General features: G+C 69.3%; 12 protein-coding genes and 1 tRNA gene. 7 read left to right on the forward strand and 6 right to left on the reverse strand.

Annotation, left to right across the window (positions count from 1 at the left end):
• The first annotated feature begins 46 nt into the window (after window positions 1-46).
• Together QSK32_RS19430 and glmS are read left to right on the forward strand one after the other, a co-directional pair.
• Window positions 47-2,191, forward strand: coding sequence for a bifunctional polysaccharide deacetylase/glycosyltransferase family 2 protein (locus tag QSK32_RS19430; RefSeq protein WP_285472681.1), 2,145 nt, complete (start codon window positions 47-49; stop codon window positions 2,189-2,191).
• A gap of 123 nt (window positions 2,192-2,314) precedes the next feature.
• Window positions 2,315-4,123, forward strand: a complete 1,809-nt coding sequence (gene glmS / locus QSK32_RS19435; protein WP_285472682.1) for a glutamine--fructose-6-phosphate transaminase (isomerizing) — start codon at window positions 2,315-2,317, stop codon at window positions 4,121-4,123.
• Window positions 4,124-4,129: 6 nt separating this feature from the next.
• Here glmS and QSK32_RS19440 read toward each other — a convergent pair whose 3' ends face one another.
• On the reverse strand, window positions 4,130-5,062 hold the full coding sequence (locus tag QSK32_RS19440; RefSeq protein ID WP_045748027.1) for an LLM class F420-dependent oxidoreductase: 933 nt from the start codon (window positions 5,060-5,062) through the stop codon (window positions 4,130-4,132).
• A 270-nt stretch (window positions 5,063-5,332) separates the two neighbouring features.
• On the opposite strand from QSK32_RS19440, the gene QSK32_RS19445 reads away from it, so the two are divergent.
• Complete coding sequence (locus tag QSK32_RS19445) at window positions 5,333-6,232, forward strand: ABC transporter substrate-binding protein (protein WP_285472741.1); 900 nt, start codon at window positions 5,333-5,335, stop codon at window positions 6,230-6,232.
• 6 nt (window positions 6,233-6,238) lie between these two features.
• Here QSK32_RS19445 and QSK32_RS19450 read toward each other — a convergent pair whose 3' ends face one another.
• Entirely contained in the window at window positions 6,239-7,036 is a 798-nt protein-coding gene (locus tag QSK32_RS19450) for an ABC transporter ATP-binding protein (protein WP_045748025.1), read from the reverse strand.
• A gap of 60 nt (window positions 7,037-7,096) precedes the next feature.
• On the opposite strand from QSK32_RS19450, the gene QSK32_RS19455 reads away from it, so the two are divergent.
• The 3 genes from QSK32_RS19455 to QSK32_RS19465 all read left to right on the forward strand — a co-directional run bounded on the left by QSK32_RS19455 (window position 7,097) and on the right by QSK32_RS19465 (window position 13,100).
• Complete coding sequence (locus tag QSK32_RS19455; protein WP_045748029.1) at window positions 7,097-7,873, forward strand: ABC transporter permease; 777 nt, start codon at window positions 7,097-7,099, stop codon at window positions 7,871-7,873.
• A gap of 55 nt (window positions 7,874-7,928) precedes the next feature.
• Entirely contained in the window at window positions 7,929-10,475 is a 2,547-nt protein-coding gene (gene valS / locus QSK32_RS19460) for a valine--tRNA ligase (protein ID WP_285472742.1), read from the forward strand.
• Window positions 10,476-10,703: 228 nt separating this feature from the next.
• Window positions 10,704-13,100, forward strand: a complete 2,397-nt coding sequence (locus QSK32_RS19465) for a M4 family metallopeptidase (protein ID WP_285472683.1) — start codon at window positions 10,704-10,706, stop codon at window positions 13,098-13,100.
• Window positions 13,101-13,349: 249 nt separating this feature from the next.
• Here QSK32_RS19465 and QSK32_RS19470 read toward each other — a convergent pair whose 3' ends face one another.
• From QSK32_RS19470 to QSK32_RS19485, 4 genes are all read right to left on the reverse strand, one after another.
• Window positions 13,350-13,922 carry a hypothetical protein gene (locus QSK32_RS19470; RefSeq protein ID WP_285472684.1) on the reverse strand — a complete coding sequence of 191 codons (573 nt, stop codon included), beginning with the start codon at window positions 13,920-13,922 and terminating at the stop codon, window positions 13,350-13,352.
• A gap of 345 nt (window positions 13,923-14,267) precedes the next feature.
• Window positions 14,268-14,339: transfer RNA gene (locus QSK32_RS19475), tRNA-Arg, on the reverse strand.
• 66 nt (window positions 14,340-14,405) lie between these two features.
• Window positions 14,406-15,062 (reverse strand): DUF305 domain-containing protein, encoded by a 657-nt coding sequence (locus tag QSK32_RS19480; protein ID WP_045748021.1) that lies wholly within the window; start codon window positions 15,060-15,062, stop codon window positions 14,406-14,408.
• The gene (locus QSK32_RS19485) at window positions 15,059-15,886 is read right to left on the reverse strand and encodes a thioredoxin-like domain-containing protein (RefSeq protein ID WP_045748020.1); all 828 of its coding nucleotides are present in this window, start codon (window positions 15,884-15,886) and stop codon (window positions 15,059-15,061) included. The genes QSK32_RS19480 and QSK32_RS19485 overlap by 4 nt, the downstream gene beginning before the upstream one ends.
• Window positions 15,887-15,972: 86 nt before the next feature.
• Between QSK32_RS19485 and argS the strand changes: the two genes are divergently transcribed.
• The gene (gene argS / locus QSK32_RS19490; protein ID WP_285472685.1) at window positions 15,973-17,634 is read left to right on the forward strand and encodes an arginine--tRNA ligase; all 1,662 of its coding nucleotides are present in this window, start codon (window positions 15,973-15,975) and stop codon (window positions 17,632-17,634) included.
• Window position 17,635 lies beyond the last annotated feature (1 nt).

The raw sequence follows: 17,635 nt of genomic DNA on the forward strand, positions 1-17,635 counted from the left end.
CGCGGCCGATGGTGACGATGAGCACCCATCGGCGAGGGAGAGTCAGGTGTCCGTCGACGCACCCGTACGGCGGCGGATTCCCGTGCCCCGGCCGCGCTGGATCGTGCTCGGTGTGGTGCTGCTGCTGTTCGCCGGGATCCTCGTCGTCAACGGTGTGGTGCAGGGCGAGTTCGCCCAGGACGGCGCGGTCGAGTCGACAAGCGACGTCGATCAGGTGCCGGACGCGGCGCTCAGCGGCGGGCCGATCATCCAGACCGACGGGGACTCCACGGCCACGGTCAGCCCGGGCGACAAGCAGATCGTGCTGACCTTCGACGACGGGCCGTCGTCGGAGTACACCCCGGAGATCCTGGAGGTGCTCGCCGAGTACCAGGTACCGGGCGTGTTCTTCATGATCGGCTCGGAGATCGCCAAGTACCCGGACCTGGTCCGCGACGTCCACGACGGCGGTCACGAGATCGGCATCCACACCTTCACCCACCCGGACCTGTCCACCAAGGGCGAGCAGCGGCGCAGCATCGAGATGCAGGAGACGCAGTACGCCCTGGCCGGAGCGGCCGGGGTGACCAGCGTGATCTTCCGTCCGCCGTACTCGTCCACGGTCGCCGCGCTCGACAACCCCACCTGGTCGGTGATGGCCGAGATGGGCGAGGCCGGGTACCTCACCGTGATCAACAACCTGGACAGCCGGGACTGGGAGTCGGCGGTCACCTACGACGACATCGTCACGGCGGTGACCCCGGACGACGACGCCGGGGCGATCCTGCTCTTCCACGACGGCGGCGGCGACCGGTCCAAGACGGCCGCGGCGCTGCGCGAGGTCATCCCGGAGCTGACCGAGGCCGGTTACACCTTCACCACGGTCGCCGCGCTGACCGGGATGGACACCGTCAACCCGACCGCGACCAGTGCCGAGCGGGGCCTCGGGCTGGGTCTCGTCGGCGCGGTGCAGCTGGCCACCAAGGCGACCGTCGGGTTCTCCTGGCTGCTGCTGCTCCTCGGTGTGCTCACCGTCGCCCGGCTGTTGCTGATGCTGGTGCTGGGCCGCAGGCACGCGCGACGGCAGCGTCGTGCGGACGTGTGGGGGCCGGCGTACACCGATCCGGTCACGGTGATCGTTCCGGCGTACAACGAGAAGGAATGCATCGCCGACACGTTGCGGTCGCTGGTGGCGAGCGATCATCCGATCCGGGTGGTGGTGGTCGACGACGGGTCGACCGACGGCACCGCGGAGATCGCCGAGGCGCTTCAGTACCCGGACGTGACGGTGGTCCGGCAGCCGAACGGCGGCAAGTCGGCCGCGCTCAACAACGGCATCGCGCACGCCGGCACCGACGTGGTGGTGATGATGGACGGCGACACGGTCTTCGAGCCGGACACCGTACGCCTGCTGGTCCAGCCGTTCGCCACCCCGGAGATCGGCGCGGTCGCCGGGAACGCCAAGGTCGCCAACCGGAACACCATGATCGCGGTCTGGCAGCACATCGAGTACGTGGTCGGGTTCAGCATCGACCGGCGGGCGTACGACGTGATGCGCTGCATGGCGACCGTGCCCGGGGCGATCGGGGCGTTCCGCAAGCAGGCGCTGACGCAGGTCAACGGGCTCAGCGACGACACTCTCGCCGAGGACACCGACCTGACCATCGCGATCATCCGGGCCGGCTGGCGGGTCGTCTACGAGGAGCACGCGCGGGCCTGGACCGAGGCGCCGGCGACCATGTCGCAGTTGTGGCGGCAGCGCTACCGCTGGAGTTACGGCACCATGCAGGCGATGTGGAAGCACCGTCGCGCGCTGTTCGAACGCGGCGCCGGTGGCCGGTTCGGCCGTCGCGGCCTGCTCAACCTGGCCCTGTTCCAGACCGTGCTGCCGCTGCTCTCCCCACTGATCGACGTCTTCCTGGTCTACGGGCTGATCTTCCTCGACCCGGGCACGACGTTGCTGGCCTGGTTCGGGATGCTCGGTGTCCAGCTGGCCAGCACGGTGTACGCGTTCCGCCTCGACGGGGAGTCGCTGAAACCGTTGTGGCGACTGCCGTTGCAGCAGTTCGTCTACCGGCAGCTGATGTACCTGGTGCTGATCCAGTCGGTGCTCGCGGCACTGGGCGGGATCCGTCTGGGCTGGCAGAAGCTGCGGCGCACCGGCGGGCTGAACGCGCTGATGGGCTCCCGCCTGCCGACCGGGGACGCGTGACAGTGCCACCACAGACTGTGCGGTGGAACGTACCCGAAAAGTGGTTTTGATGGTTTTGTCTCTGCGGGAACGCATGGTCGGGACACAGCGGAACCCTCCTTCTGCCTCGGCAGACTTGCCGGCATGTGCGGAATCGTGGGATATGCGGGCGGACGCCCGGCGCTGGGCATCGTGATGGACGGACTGCGGCGGCTGGAGTACCGCGGCTACGACTCGGCGGGTGTGGCAGTCGTCGACGCCGGCGAACTGCTCGTCGAGAAGAAGTCCGGCAAGCTGGTCAACCTGGAGAAGTGCCTGGCCGAACGGGTCGACACCGGGTTCGACGTCGGCATGACCGGAATCGGCCATACCCGGTGGGCGACGCACGGCGGGCCGACCGACCGCAACGCGCATCCGCACCTGTCGGCGGACGGGCGGGTCGCGCTGATCCACAACGGGATCATCGAGAACTTCGCCCGGCTTCGGGCCGACCTGGCGGCGGACGGGGTCGAGTTCCGCAGCGACACGGACTCCGAGGTGGCCGCACATCTGTTCGCCGCGGAACTGCGTGGTGTGCAGATCGGTGGCCCGGCCGCCCTGGCCGAGGCCATGCGCCGGACGGCCCGCCGGCTGGAGGGCGCGTTCACGCTGCTCGCGGTCGCGGCGGACACCCCCGGCGCGGTGGTCGCGGCCCGGCGTAACTCACCCCTGGTCGTCGGCCGCGGGGTACGGGAGAACTTCCTCGCCAGTGACGTCTCGGCATTCATGGAGTACACCCGGGATGCGATCGAACTCGGACAGGACCAGGTCGTGCTGATCACGCCGAACGCGGTGGAGATCACCGGGTTCGACGGGACGCCGGCGGTCGGCACCGCGTTCCGCATCGACTGGAACGTGTCGGCGGCGGAGAAGGACGGCCACGAGTTCTTCATGCTCAAGGAGATCGCCGAGCAGCCGCAGGCGGTCGCGGACACGCTGCTCGGACGACTCGACGGTCTCGACCTCGACCTCGGTGACGTGCGCAAGATCGTGATCATCGGGTGCGGGACCGCCTACCACGCGGGCATGGTCGCGCGGTACGCGATCGAGGAGTGGGCGCGGATCCCGTGCCACGTGGAGATGGCCAGCGAGTTCCGTTACCGGAACCCGATTCTGGAACCGGGGACGCTGGTGATCGCGATCAGTCAGTCCGGGGAGACGATGGACACCCTGATGGCGGTCCGGCACGCGCGGGCCGAGGGTGCCCGGGTGCTGGCGATCTGCAACACCCACGGGTCGACGATTCCTCGCGAGTCGGATGCGGTGCTCTACACCCGGGGCGGGCCGGAGATCGCGGTGGCGTCCACCAAGGCGTTCCTGACGCAGCTGACGGCGCTCCATCTGGTGGCGATGGATCTGTCGTCCCCGCCGGGCATCGCGGCCGCACTGGCCCACGTGCCTGATCAATTGCGGACGCTGCTCGGGGAGATGGACCCGGTTCGGAAGCTCGCGAACGATCTCGCCGACGCCCGTCAGGTGCTGTTCATCGGCCGGCACGTCGGCTATCCGGTGGCACTCGAAGGCGCCCTCAAGCTCAAGGAGCTGGCCTACATGCACGCCGAGGGCTTCGCGGCCGGTGAACTCAAGCACGGGCCGATCGCGCTGATCGACGAGGGCACGCCGGTGATCTGCGTGGTGCCCTCGCCGTCGCTGCGCCTGCTGCACGACAAGGTGGTGTCGAACATCCAGGAGGTACGGGCCCGCGGCGCCCGGACCGTGGTGATCGCCGAGGAGGGCGACGACGACGTCGTGCCCTACGCCGACACGGTGATCCGGGTGCCGCGGACGCCCGCGCTGCTCGCCCCGCTGATGACCACCGTGCCGTTGCAGGTGCTGGCCTGCTCGATCGCCGCGGCCCGCGGGTACGACGTCGACCAGCCGCGCAACCTCGCCAAATCGGTCACTGTGGAGTGACGTCCCTCATGGCAGGTGCGGCAGGACCTCGGCGGCCAGCAGATCCAGGTGATCCAGGTCGCCGAGGTCACGCAGCCGGACGTAGATCCGGCTCGCACCGATCTCCGCGTATCGGGAGATCTGCTCGATGACCTTCTCCGGCGAACCGAAGATGGTGTCCTCGGACGGCAGCGCCGACGCCTCGTTCATCACCGCGAGCCGCCGCTCGACGTCCGCGTCGGTCTTGCCGCAGGCCACCGCCATGCCGACCGAGAAGACCAGCGGCGCCTTGGTCCGGCCGTGCTCCTCGCACGCCTCACGGACCCGGGCGTACTGCGCGGCGCTCTGACCCACCGGCGTGAACGGCAGGTTGAACTCGTCGGCGAACCGGGCGGCCAGCTTCGGCGTCCGCTTCGGCCCCCGGCCACCGATGATGATCGGCGGGCCCGGGTTCTGCGTCGGCTTGGGCAGCGCCGGCGCCTCACGGAGCTGGTAGAACCTCCCGTCGTAGGAGAACCGCTCGCCGACCGGGGTGCCCCACAGGCCGGTGATCACCTCGAGCTGCTCCTCCAGCCGGTCGAAGCGCTCCTTCGGCGTGTGGAACGGGATGCCGTACTGCGTGTGCTCCTTGCCGAACCAGCCCGCGCCGATGCCGAAGTCGACCCGGCCGCCGCTCATCTGGTCCACCTGCGCCACGCTGATCGCGGTCTGCGCCGGGTGCCGGAACGTCGCACAGGTGAGCAGGGTGCCCAGCCGGATGGTGCTGGTCTCGCGGGCCATCGCGCCCAGCGTCACCCACGAGTCCGTCGGACCGGGGAAACCGTCCGAGGCGTGCATGGGCGCGTAGTGGTCGGCCCGATGGAAACCCTCGAAGCCGGCGGCCTCGGCGTGCTGCGCGGCCCGCAGCAACTCGTCATAGGTGGCGCCACGGTGTGGCTCGGTGAAGATGCTGACCCGCATGGGCGCAGAGGCTACCTTCATGCCCGACTGTCCATTTCGTTGCCGTCTCGCAACCGGGGTGTCCCAGTTACCGATACGGATGTTCTCGTACGCTGTGCCCGCATCGCCGGAGACCATGACCCGGCGCTCGATTTCGAGGAGGGCAAGGACCTGATGAGAGCTATCCGCGGGTTCGCGGCAGTTCTCGCTGCCATGTCGGTGGTAGCGGTGGCCGGGTGCAGCGCGTCCGAAGACACGACGGACGGTGCGGCCGGGGCCGGTTTGACCAAGGTGAAGTACCTGACGGCGTTCAACGCGTTCGGCCGCGAGGCGTACGCGTTCGTCGCCGCCGAGAAGGGTTACTTCAAGGAGCAGGGCCTGGACGTCGAGATCGCGATCGGCGCCGGTTCGGGCGAGAACATGGCCGCGCTGGCCTCCGGCGCCGCCGACTTCGCCCCGGTCGACTCGACCGGCTACATCCTGACCAAGGCCACCGGCAAGGTGACCGGTGTCACCGCGATCAGCGCCGTGCAGCAGAAGTCCATGGTCGGCCTGATGACCCTCGAGGGGTACGGCATCACCACCCCCAAGGACCTCGAAGGCAAGACCATGGGCGACCAGGAGGGTGCGACCACCTCGATCCTGTTCCCGACCTACGCCAAGCTGGCCGGCATCGACGCCTCCAAGGTGCAGATCACCCCGGTCAACGCGGGTGAGCTGGCCGGCGCGCTGGCCGCCAAGAAGGCCGACGTGATCGGGCAGTTCGTGGTCGGCAAGCCGCTGATCGAGAAGGCGGCCGGCGGCAAGACCGCGGTGGCCCTGCCGTTCAGCGACGTGATCAAGGACCTGTACGGCCACTTCCTGCTGACCTCGGACAAGATCGCCAACGAGCAGCCCGAGCTGGCCACGAAGTTCAACACCGCGCTGCTCAAGGGTCTCGAGTACAGCCTGGCCAACCCGGCCGAGGCGGGCAAGATCCTGAACGAGGCGCAGCCCGAGACGGACGCCACGGTGGCGACCCAGGAGCTGGAGATCATGGCGCCGTACGCCCGTGGCGACGCCAAGACCCTCGGTGTCGTCGACGCCGACCGGGTGAAGCGGGTCCTCGACGTGCTCGAGGACGCCGGTTCCGTCCCGGCCGGCAAGAAGCCCGCCGACTTCGTGAAGACGGAGATCGCGCCGAAGGCGTGACGTGGGCTACGCGGCCGCGCCCCGGGCGGGTGCGGCCGTGTCCTCGTCATCGTCGCGGTGCATGAGCAGCTCGTGCAGACGGGCCTGGACGCGCGCCAGCTCCGCGGTGTGCTCGTTCTGGCCCAGGCTGCGCGGGCGCGGCACCTCGATCTCCACGATCTCCTTGATCCGGCCGGGCCGCGGGCTCAGCACGACCACCCGGTCGGCGAGCAGCACCGCCTCGTCGATCGAGTGGGTCACGAAGACCGTGGTGGTCTGCTCGGCCAGGTGGATCCGCTGGAGCTCGACGGTGAGCTCCTCCCGGGTCAGCGCGTCGAGCGCCGAGAACGGCTCGTCCATCAGCATCACCTTGGGCTGCTGGATGAGCGAGCGGCAGAGCGAGACGCGCTGCTGCATGCCACCGGAGAGTTCGTGCGGCATCTGCCGCTCGAAACCCTCCAGTCCGACGGTGGCGAGCAGCCGGCGGGCCCGCTCCTCGTGCTCCTTGCGTTTCCAGCCGAAGATCTCGACCGGGAACAGCACGTTGCTCAGCACGTTGCGCCATGGCAACAGGGCCGGGCGCTGGAACTGCATCGCCGTTTCGCGGCGCGGCCTGGTGACCGCCGTGCCGCCCACCAGAACCTTGCCGGACGTCGGCTCGATCAGCCCCGCGACGAGGCGGAGCAACGTGGACTTGCCGCAGCCGGAACGACCGACGACCGCCACGAACTCTCCGTCGCGCACCTGCAGATCGATGCCGCGCAACGCTTCCACCGCGCCACGACGGCCGTGGAACGTCCGAGAGACATCCTCGAGTTGGATCATCGGTCACTCCCGTGAACACTGTCCATGAAAGACCACAGCATAGGGATGGAGACCACCCGCATGACCACCCGAGCCGCGACCCGGCTGGCCGGCGTCGCACTGCCCGCCGCCACGCTGCTGGCCCTCGTGGCACTCTGGTACGTCCTGGTCCGGGTCTACGAGGTGCCGCCGCAGGTGGTGCCCTCGCCGGAGAGTGTCGTCAGCGAACTGGGCCGGCTGCCCGAATACCTGGCCCGACAGTCCTGGTACACCCTTCGTGAGGTCTGGGTCGGCTTCGCCATCGCCGTGGTGATCGGTGTCGGTCTCGCCGTCGCCATCGCCTCCTCCACCTTCGTCGACCAGGCGATCTCCCCGATCCTGATCGGCTTCAACGCCATCCCGAAGATCGCCATCGGCCCGATGCTGGTGATGTGGTTCGGCTTCGGCATGCAGCCCAAGATCTTCGTGGTGGTGCTGCTCTGCTTCTTCCCGATCGTGCTGTCGACGGTGGCGGGTCTCCGCTCGGTACCGGCCGAGATGATCGAACTGGCCAAGTCCCTGGACGCCTCCAAGATCAACACCTTTCTGCGGGTACGGGTGCCGTGGGCACTGCCCCAGTTCTTCACCGGCCTCAAGCTCGCCATCTCGCTGGCGTTCGTCGGCGCGGTGGTCGGCGAGTTCATCGGCGGCGGGCGGCACGGCATCGGCTACGTGATCGTCTCGTCCAAGGCCCAGATCCAGACCGGCCTCGCCTTCGCGGGGATCCTGCTGCTCGCACTGATGAGCATCGCCTCGTACTACGCCCTCGTCGCCCTCGAGCGGGCGGTGCTGCCGTGGTCCCGGGAGACCACCTCCTGAGCCTTGTAGGGTCACTCGCGTGACCCACAACCCATCCCCGCCGCAGGGGAACACCGTGCCCGACAAGCCCACTCTCGACGGCATCGAGCTCAAGTGGCGTGCGGTATGGGCGGAGCAGGGCACCTACTCCTTCGACCGGTCGGCGACGCGGGACCGGGTGTTCTCCATCGACACCCCGCCGCCGACGGTCAGTGGTTCGCTGCACGTCGGGCACGTCTTCTCCTACACCCACGCCGACGCCGTCGCCCGCTACCAGCGGATGACCGGCCGCGAGGTGTTCTACCCGATGGGGTGGGACGACAACGGCCTGCCGACCGAGCGCCGGGTGCAGAACCACTACGGCGTGCAGTGCGACCCGTCGTTGCCGTACGACGCGGACTTCACCCCGCCGGAGAACCCGCCGAGCCGCCCGCTGCCGATCTCCCGGCGCAACTTCGTCGAGCTGTGCCAGAAGCTGACCGCGATCGATGAGCAGGCCTACGAGGACCTGTGGCGGTACCTCGGCCTCTCGGTCGACTGGTCGCTGCAGTACAGCACGATCAACGACGCCAGCCGGGCCATCTCGCAGCGGGCCTTCCTGCGCAACCTGCAGCGCGGTGAGGCGTACATGGCGGACGCCCCGACGCTCTGGGACGTCACCTTCAAGACCGCGGTCGCGCAGGCCGAGTTGGAGGACCGGGAACGCCAGGGCAACTACTACCGGGTCGCCTTCGGTCTGGCCGACGGTGGCACGGTGCACATCGAGACCACCCGTCCCGAGCTGCTCCCGGCCTGCGTCGCGCTGGTCGCGCACCCGGACGACGAACGCTACCGGCACCTGTTCGGCACCGAGGCGATCACCCCGGTCTTCGGGGTACGAGTGCCGATCAAGGCGCACCCGCTGGCCCAGCCGGACAAGGGTTCCGGCATCGCGATGATCTGCACCTTCGGCGACCTCACCGACGTGATCTGGTGGCGTGAGCTGGACCTGACGACCCGCCCGGTGATGGGGCGCGACGGTCGTCTGCTGTCCCAGCCGCCGGCCGGCATCGAATCGCCGGAGGCGGTCGCCGCCTACGCCGAGATGGCCGGCAAGACCGCCTTCTCGGCCAAGGAGAAGGCGACCGAGCTGCTGCGGGCGGCCGGCGCGCTGGAGGGCGACCCGCGCCCCACCCAGCAGCAGGTGAAGTTCTACGAGAAGGGCGACAAGCCGCTCGAGATCGTCACCACCCGGCAGTGGTACATCCGCAACGGCGGCCGGGACACCGCGCTGCGCGCCGCCCTGATCGAACGCGGCCGGGAGATGACCTGGTCGCCCGCGTTCATGCGGACCCGGTACGAGAACTGGGTGGACGGCCTGGCCGGCGACTGGATCATCAGCCGCCAGCGGTTCTTCGGCGTGCCCTTCCCGGTGTGGTACCCGCTGAACGCCGCCGGCGAGCCGGACCACGCGTCGCCGATCACCCCGGCCGAGGACCAGCTGCCGATCGACCCGAGCAGCGACACCCCGCCCGGCTACCGGGCCGACCAGCGGGACCAGCCGGGCGGCTTCAGCGGCGACCCGGACGTGATGGACACCTGGGCGACCTCGTCGCTCACCCCGGAGATCGCCGGACGCTGGGGCCTGGACGACGACCTGTTCGCCCGGGTCTTCCCGATGGACCTGCGCCCGCAGGCCCACGAGATCATCCGGACCTGGCTGTTCGCCACGGTGCTCCGGTCCCACCAGGAGTTCGACAGCCTGCCGTGGCACACCGCGCTGCTCTCCGGCTGGATCCTGGACCCGGACCGCAAGAAGATGTCCAAGTCCAAGGGCAACACCGTCACGCCGAAGGCGCTGCTCGAGGAGTTCGGCTCGGACGCCGTGCGCTACTGGGCGGTCAGCGGCCGGCCGGGCACCGACACCGCGTTCGACACCGGCCAGATGAAGGTCGGCCGCCGGCTCTCCATCAAGATCCTGAACGCGACGAAGTTCGTGCTCCGTTTCGGTGTGGCGGACGGCGCGGCCCTGGGCCCGGCCGACGTCACCGAGCCGCTGGACCGGGCGATGCTGGGCGAGCTGGCCGCGGTGGTCGGCGATGCCACGGCGCACTTCCAGGCGTACGACTACGCCCGGGCCCTGGAGCGGACCGAACAGTTCTTCTGGACGTTCTGCGACGACTACCTGGAGCTGGTGAAGGAGCGGGCGTACGGGGAGAGCGACAGCCCGGCGGCCCGGTCCGCGCACGCGGCCCTGTCGATCGCGCTGCGGACCCTGCTGCGGCTGTTCGCGCCGATGCTGCCGTTCGTGACCGAGGAGGCCTGGTCGTGGTGGCAGGACGGCTCGGTGCACCGGGCCGCGTGGCCGGCCCGCGAGGAGTTCGACACGGCCCTGGACCCGGAGAAGTCCCCGGCGTCGCTGCTGGCCCTGGCCGGCACGGTGCTCGGCATCGTCCGCAAGTCCAAGTCCGAGGCGAAGCAGTCGATGCGCAGTGAGGTGGCGCTGCTGACGGTGCGCGGCTCGGACGCCGACGTGCTGGCGTTCGACCTGGTCAGCCGGGACGTGCAGGCGGCCGGTGTGGTGCGTGAGGCGCGGACCGAGGTGGCGGAGGGCGCGCTGAGCGCCGAGGTGGCCCTCGCCTGAGCGGTCAGGTGATCCGGTGGGCCGTCTTCATGGCGGCCCACCGGCATTCGAGTGTTTTGTACCAGCCTGTGAGTCCCATGCGTCCGATCGTATGGATGTTTCGGGATGCCCGATCTCTCCCGCTGCCGCACCATCAGATCAAATTCAGCTAGTTCTCAGGAACCAAAGACATCGCTATATGTCTATGTGTAGCTATCGCTACGGATCCTGCGGTTCCAGGAGGACCTAGTGAAACGACCCCTGTCGGCCGTCGGCGCCGCCCTGCTCGTGGGCGGCCTGCTGGCCGGATTCGGCTCGGCGACCACCGCCACCGCGGCCCCGTCGAAGCCCGACCCCTCGCAGACACCCCTCGCCGCGGCCGCCCGTGCCCTCACCGAGCACCGGCCGGCGTTGCAGGCGAGCACCAAGGACGCCTTCACCCTGCGCAGCAGCGCCGTCGACGCCGACGGTGGCGCGCACGTCCACTACGACCGGACCTACCAGGGCCTGCGGGTCTACGGCGGCGACACGGTCGTGCACACCGCCCCGGACGGCGGCTTCGCCAAGGCGTCGGTCGGCCTGACCAAGCCCCTCACCCTCGGCACCACCGCGAAGGTGACACCCGCGGCCGCGGCCGCGGCGGCGAAGAAGGCGTTCCAGGGAACGATCACCGAGGTCGGCACCCCGGAGAAGATCGTCGACGCCACGTCGGGCAGCGGGGTGCTGGCATACCAGACCGAGATCAAGGGCTGGGCGCCCGACGGGCAGACCCCGTCACGGCTGCAGGTCGTCACCGACGCCGCCACCGGCGCGGTCCGCGACTCCTGGGACGAGATCGAAACCGTGGACGGCACCGGTCGGGGCATCTACGTCGGCACGGTCACCATCAGCACCACCGGCTCGGGCAGCAGCTACACGCTGACCGACCCGACCCACGGCAACGGCAACACCTGCGACATGAACAACACCACCACGACGTGCTCCACGATGACCGACACGGACAACGTCTGGGGTACGGGCGCGCAGTCCAGCGACCAGTCGGCGGCCGTCGACGCCCACTACGGCGCGGCGCTCACCTTCGACTACTTCAAGAACAACCACGGCCGGAACGGCATCTTCAACAACGGCGCCGGTGTGCCGTCCCGCGTCCACTACGGCAGCAGCTACGTCAACGCGTTCTGGGACGGCGCGCAGATGACGTACGGCGACGGCTCCGGCAACGCCGAACCGCTGGTCTCGCTGGACGTGGCCGGACACGAGATGTCGCACGGCGTCACCGAGAACACCGCGAACCTCAACTACACCGGTGAGTCCGGCGGCCTGAACGAGGCCACCAGCGACATCTTCGGCACGATGGTCGAGTTCTCCGCGAACAACACCTCCGACCCGGGTGACTACCAGATCGGCGAGGAGATCGACATCAACGGCGACGGCACGCCGCTGCGGTACATGTACAACCCGACGCTCGACGGCGCCTCGCACGGCTGCTGGTCCTCCAGCACGAACAGCGTCGACGTGCACTACTCGTCCGGCCCCGGCAACCACTTCTTCTTCGACCTCGCCGAGGGCACCGGCTCCACCGCGTACGGCACCTCCCCGGTCTGCGGATCGGCGGCGGCGGTCACCGGCATCGGCCGGGCCAAGGCGGCGGCCATCTGGTACCGGGCGCTGAGCACCTACTTCACCTCGACCACCCGCTACTACCTGGCCAGCAACCTGGCCAACTCGGCCCGCGCCCACACCCTGTCCGCGGCGACCGACCTGTACGGCAACTGCAGCACCGAGTACAAGGCCGTGCAGGCCGCCTGGACCGCGGTGAACGTGGCCGGCGCCGACGCCACCTGCTCCACCACCGGCAACAGCTTCACCCTGGCGCTGTCGTCCACCTCCGGCACCGTCGCCCCCGGCTCGTCCGTCGCGACCACCGCCGCCACCGTCAACACCGGCACCGCCCAGACCGTCGCGTTCACCGCCTCCGGCCTGCCCACCGGCGCCACCGCCACCTTCAACCCGTCGTCGATCACCTCCGGCGCCTCGTCGACGCTGACCATCGCCACCACCTCGGCCACGCCCGCCGGCACCTACACGATCACCGTCACGGGCACCGGCACCTCGGTCACCCGGACCGCGACGTACACACTCACGGTCTCCGGCACCGGCGGCGGCTCCTGCACCGCGACCCAGCTGTTCGCCAACGCCGGCTTCGAGTCCGGCGCCACCTCGTGGACCCAGAGCACGACCGGCATCATCGGCATCCACAGCACCCAGCCGGCCCGCACCGGTAGCTACGCTGCCTGGCTGAACGGCAACGGCTCGACGTCCACCCAGTCCATCTACCAGCAGGTGGCCCTGCCGACCGGTTGCACCACCTACAACCTGTCGTTCTACCTGCACATCGACACGGCCGAGACCACGACCAGCACCCAGTACGACAAGGTGCAGATCCAGGTCCTGAACACCAGCGGCACGGTCCTCGGAACCCTCGGAACGTACTCCAACCTGAACGCGGCGTCCGGCTACACGGCACGCTCGTTCAGCCTGGCCTCGTACGCCGGCCAGACGGTCCGGATCCGCTTCTACGGCACGGAGGACTCGTCCCTGCAGACGTCCTTCACCATCGACGACACGGCCCTGAACATCTCCTGACACGCTGACCCACGCGTCCTCCTCGGCTGGTAGAAACCGGTCGAGGAGGACGTCCGTGTCGATGGGTCACCACCTGGACGCATTGGGCAGGCCGAATAGCAGGAGTTCCACCTCGGGGATCTCCTTGACGCAGCGCCCGCGGAGCGCGTTGAACCACCGCTGAAGGGCCTGCCGCTGTCGCTCCGCGTCCCCGATCAGCTTCCCGACCGGTTGCGGCCTGTCGGCCGGGCGAGCCGACGGCTGGTCTGGTCAGGGCCGGTACTGCTCGGCGATCTCGTAGATGAAGTCGCCGGTGTTGGCAATCGTGACCGGGAGGCCGGTGCCGCCGAGCTGCTTCTTCAGCCAGGCCTCAGTCGAAAGGCAGCTGCCGGTCAGGTTGAAGCCCTCACCGTCCATGCAGTCCGGGCTGCCGCCGTTGGTGGAGAAGACCTTGGGGGAGGGCTTGACCGGGAGGGTGTACCGGCCGCCGTCGCCGTTCACCGCGCTGCCGTCCTTGCTGAACTCGGCGGGCTCGACGACCGCCGTGTGCTTGGCGCTGTCGTAGCTGTGCAGCAGCACCAGATGGGTGCCCGCGCCGATCGGGAAGGTGGCGTCCCCCGCACTCTCCTGCGGTTCGTCGGTGGCAGTGGCGGCAGTGGTGGTGCCGGGTGCCGCCGGGTCGTCGGCCGGCTTCGAGGTGGCTGATGCGACCGGGGCGGCCTGGGCCGGCGCGACGGAGGCCGAGGCGCCGGGCGTGGGCGTCGCGGTGACGGGTTCGGTCGCTGAACAGGCGGAGACGAGGACAGCGCAGGCAAGGACGGGAAGCGCGAGAAGGCGATGCATGTCGATGATCTTGCCCTCACGGGCGGTCCTCTCCGTCGATACCCCCGCGCCTGACACGAACCCGGGACCCTCCAGCGGGTACGTTGCGGTCGGGGCCCGGGTTTCGTTCGCCACCCGGTAGTGAGCCCGTCCCAGCAAGCGCGTAGGGCATGCTGAACCACGGAACGGCGCTGAGCGCGTACAAAAGAAAAAGGCCGCAACCGAACCGCCGAGAACGGCCACCAGCGGTGGGGGCACGGGGACGAAGCCCCACGGCGTGGAGTCTGAGGCTCGGGCCTCAGGCAGAAAAGCACGATGGGCGCCAGGTTCGCGCTTTCCGCGAACACTAGACGCCCTATCCCATCGTGCCCCCGGCAGGATTCGAACCTGCGCTTTCGCCTCCGGAGGGCGACGCTCTATCCCCTGAGCTACGGGGGCCCAGTGATTCGAAAGCCTAGCAGGCCCTCGGGAACCACCGCCAACCGGTTCCGGCCGTGTCGCCGGTCAGCCGGGTTGGACCTGCTTGAGCAGGGAATCGATCAGCTGGATCTCGCCCTGTTGGGCGACGACCATGCTGTTGGCGATCCAGTCGACGTTCTCGTCGTCGGAGAGTTCGATGGCCTCCTGGGCCATGTGGATGCCGCCGAGGTGGTGGGCGCGCATCAGGGTGAGGAACTCGACGTCGAGGTCGTTGCCGGTGGCCTGGCGCAGGGAGGTCATCTGGTCGGCGGTGGCCATGCCGGGCATCAGGCCGTCGACGATCGAGCCGGCCGAGTTCGGCATCCAGGCCATCGGCTCCTCGGAGCCGGTGGGGGAGAGATGCCAGTCGCGCAGCCAGGCCTGCATGTAGCCGATCTGGCCCTGCTGGGTGAGGGCGATGTCGTTGGCCAGGGTGACGATGCCGGGGGTGGTGGAGCCGGTGTGGGCGAGCATCGCCATCTCCACGGCCTGCGCGTGGTGGGTGGACATGTCGCGCAGGAAGCCGGCCTCCACCGAGTCGTCGGCGGGGTTGCCCAGGCGGGGGACGACCAGGCCGGCGGCCACGCCGAGGATCAGGCCGAGGATGAGGGTCGCGACGGCGATGTAGCCGAAGCGGCGGCTCGGGGAGGTGGCCTCCCCGGACGCGGCGTCCGCGTCCGGAGAGGCGACTTCGGAGATCATTGCTGGGTGCCGTTGTCCATGCTGGTGCCGTTGGAACCGGCGGTGACCGGGTCGCTGGTGGTGTTGCCGCCGGAGCAGGCCGCGCCGGGCTCCAGGGAGGCCTTGACCCGGGTGGTCTTGATGAAGTCGTCGATGCGGGTGTCCGCGGCGTCGTCGACCTTGAGCTGGTATCCCCAGACCTGCACGGAGACGTTCTTGTCCAGGTTGGCGATCGGGGACAGGAGCATGTAGTCCTTGCCCTCGACGCGCTCGCGCAGCTTGGCCACCTGGTCGTCGGCGAGGCCCTGCTTGTAGGTGACCCAGACCGCGCCGTGCTCGAGGCTGTGCACCGCGTGCTCGTTGGCGATCGGCTCGGTGTAGATGTCGCCCATGCAGTTCTGCCAGGTCGCGTTGTGCGCACCGCCGACCGGCGGGTTCGTCACGTACGTGAGCGTCCCGTCCTTGTGGGTCTGGTCGTTGATCTGCGCGTTGTTCTGCGAGCGGTAGTCGACGACGCCCTCGATGGCGGCTGCCCGGTCCTCCCAGGGCTGGCTGCCCTGGACCGAGGCGTAGACGCCGTAGCCGATGATGCCGGCGGCGACCAGGATCACGGCGCCGGCGACGGCGATGGGGCCCCAGTTGCGGCCACCGCTCACCTTCACCGGGGTGACGGGCCGGCGGCCCTTGCCCTTGTTGCCACCCTTGGCGCCGGGACGGCTGCCGGGCTTGGCGGAGCCGGGCTTCCCCGAGCCGGACTTGGCCGCGGGGGGCTTGCCCTGACCGGTCGTCTTGTCGACCTTGACGGTGGACGGGACCCGTTCGGGCCCCGGGGTGCTCATGCTCATCGTGCCTCGTCGATTCGTCGCAAGTGGGAAAGGCGGGGCTCGGGTGGCCGCCGAACGACGAAGTCTACCCCCGATAGCATGGTCCAGTGACTCCCGCCAACCTTGCTGACACCGTTCTCTCAGCTGCTCGTGCCGTTTTCGAGACGCGCGGTCTCGACGTCGCGGCGCTGCCCACCACCACGTCGGTGGAGCGGCCGCGCAACCCCGAGCACGGCGACTACGCCTCGACGCTCGCCCTCCAGGTCGGCAAGAAGGTGGGCGTGGCCCCGCGTGAGCTGGCCACCGCCCTCGCCGAGGAGCTGGGCCGCCGGGACGGGATCAAAGCCGTGGAGATCGCGGGTCCGGGCTTCCTGAACATCCGGCTCGACGACGCCTCGACCGGCGTCATCGCCCGGACGGTGGTGGCGGCCGGTTCAGCGTACGGCCGGAGCACCCAGCTGGAGGGCCAGCGCATCAACCTGGAGTTCGTCTCGGCGAACCCGACCGGTCCGATCCACCTGGGGCACACCCGGTGGGCCGCGGTCGGTGACGCGCTGCGCCGGGTGCTGACCGCAGCCGGCGCCGAGGTGACCAGCGAGTACTACATCAACGACGCCGGCGCCCAGGTCGAGCGCTTCGCCCGTTCCCTGTACGCGTCCGCCAACGGCCTGCCCACGCCCGAGGACGGTTACGGCGGTGACTACATCGGCGAGATCGCCCAGCGGATCGTCGCGGCCGAGCCGGACCTGGCCGGACAGCCGGAGGAGACCGCGCTGCCGGTCTTCGACGCGCGCGGCTACGAGCTGATGCTCACCGAGATCCGGGAGAGCCTGGAGCGCTTCGGTGTGCACTTCGACGTCTGGTTCTCGGAGAAGACCCTGCACGGCGGCGGCGCGGTCGAGCACGCCATCGAGGAGTTGCGCAAGCAGGGGCACATCTTCGAGGACGGTGGCGCGGTCTGGCTGCGGACCACTGACTTCACCGACGACAAGGACCGGGTGCTGATCCGGTCGAACGGGGAGAAGACGTACTTCGCGGCCGACGCGGCGTACTACATCAACAAGCGGGAGCGCGGGTTCGACCGCTGCGTCTACCTGCTCGGTGCCGACCACCACGGCTACATCGGCCGGCTGAAGGCCATCGCCGCGTGTGCCGGTGACGACCCGAAGCAGAACATCGAGATCCTGATCGGCCAGCTGGTCAACCTGGTCCGGGCCGGTCAGCCGGTCCGCCTCTCCAAGCGGGCCGGCAACATCATCACGCTGGACGAACTGGTCGAGGCGGTCGGCGTGGACGCCGCGCGATACTCGCTGGCCCGTTCCTCGACCGACTCGGCGCTGACCCTGGACATCGAGGAGATCACCAAGAACTCCAGCGACAACCCGGTCTTCTACGTGCAGTACGCGCACGCCCGGGTCAGTTCCCTGCTGCGCAACGCCGCCGAGAAGGGCATCGTGCGCGCGGACGACTACGACCCGGCGCTGCTCTCCCACGATCGGGAGAAGAACCTGCTGAAGACGCTCGGCGAGTTCCCGGCCGTGGTGGCCACCGCCGCCGAGCTGCGCGAGCCGCACCGCATCGCGGTCTACCTGGAGGAGCGGGTCGCCACCGACTACCACCGGTTCTACGACGCCTGCCAGGTCCTGCCGAAGGGCGAGGAGCAGGTGACCGATCTGACGCATGCGCGCCTCTGGCTGGTCGAGGCCACTCGTACGGTTATCGCCAACGGTTTGGACCTCCTCGGCGTCTCCGCTCCGGAGAGGATGTAGT

This window comes from Actinoplanes sp. NBRC 101535, from assembly GCF_030269225.1.
Classification (GTDB): Bacteria; Actinomycetota; Actinomycetes; order Mycobacteriales; family Micromonosporaceae; genus Actinoplanes; species Actinoplanes rectilineatus.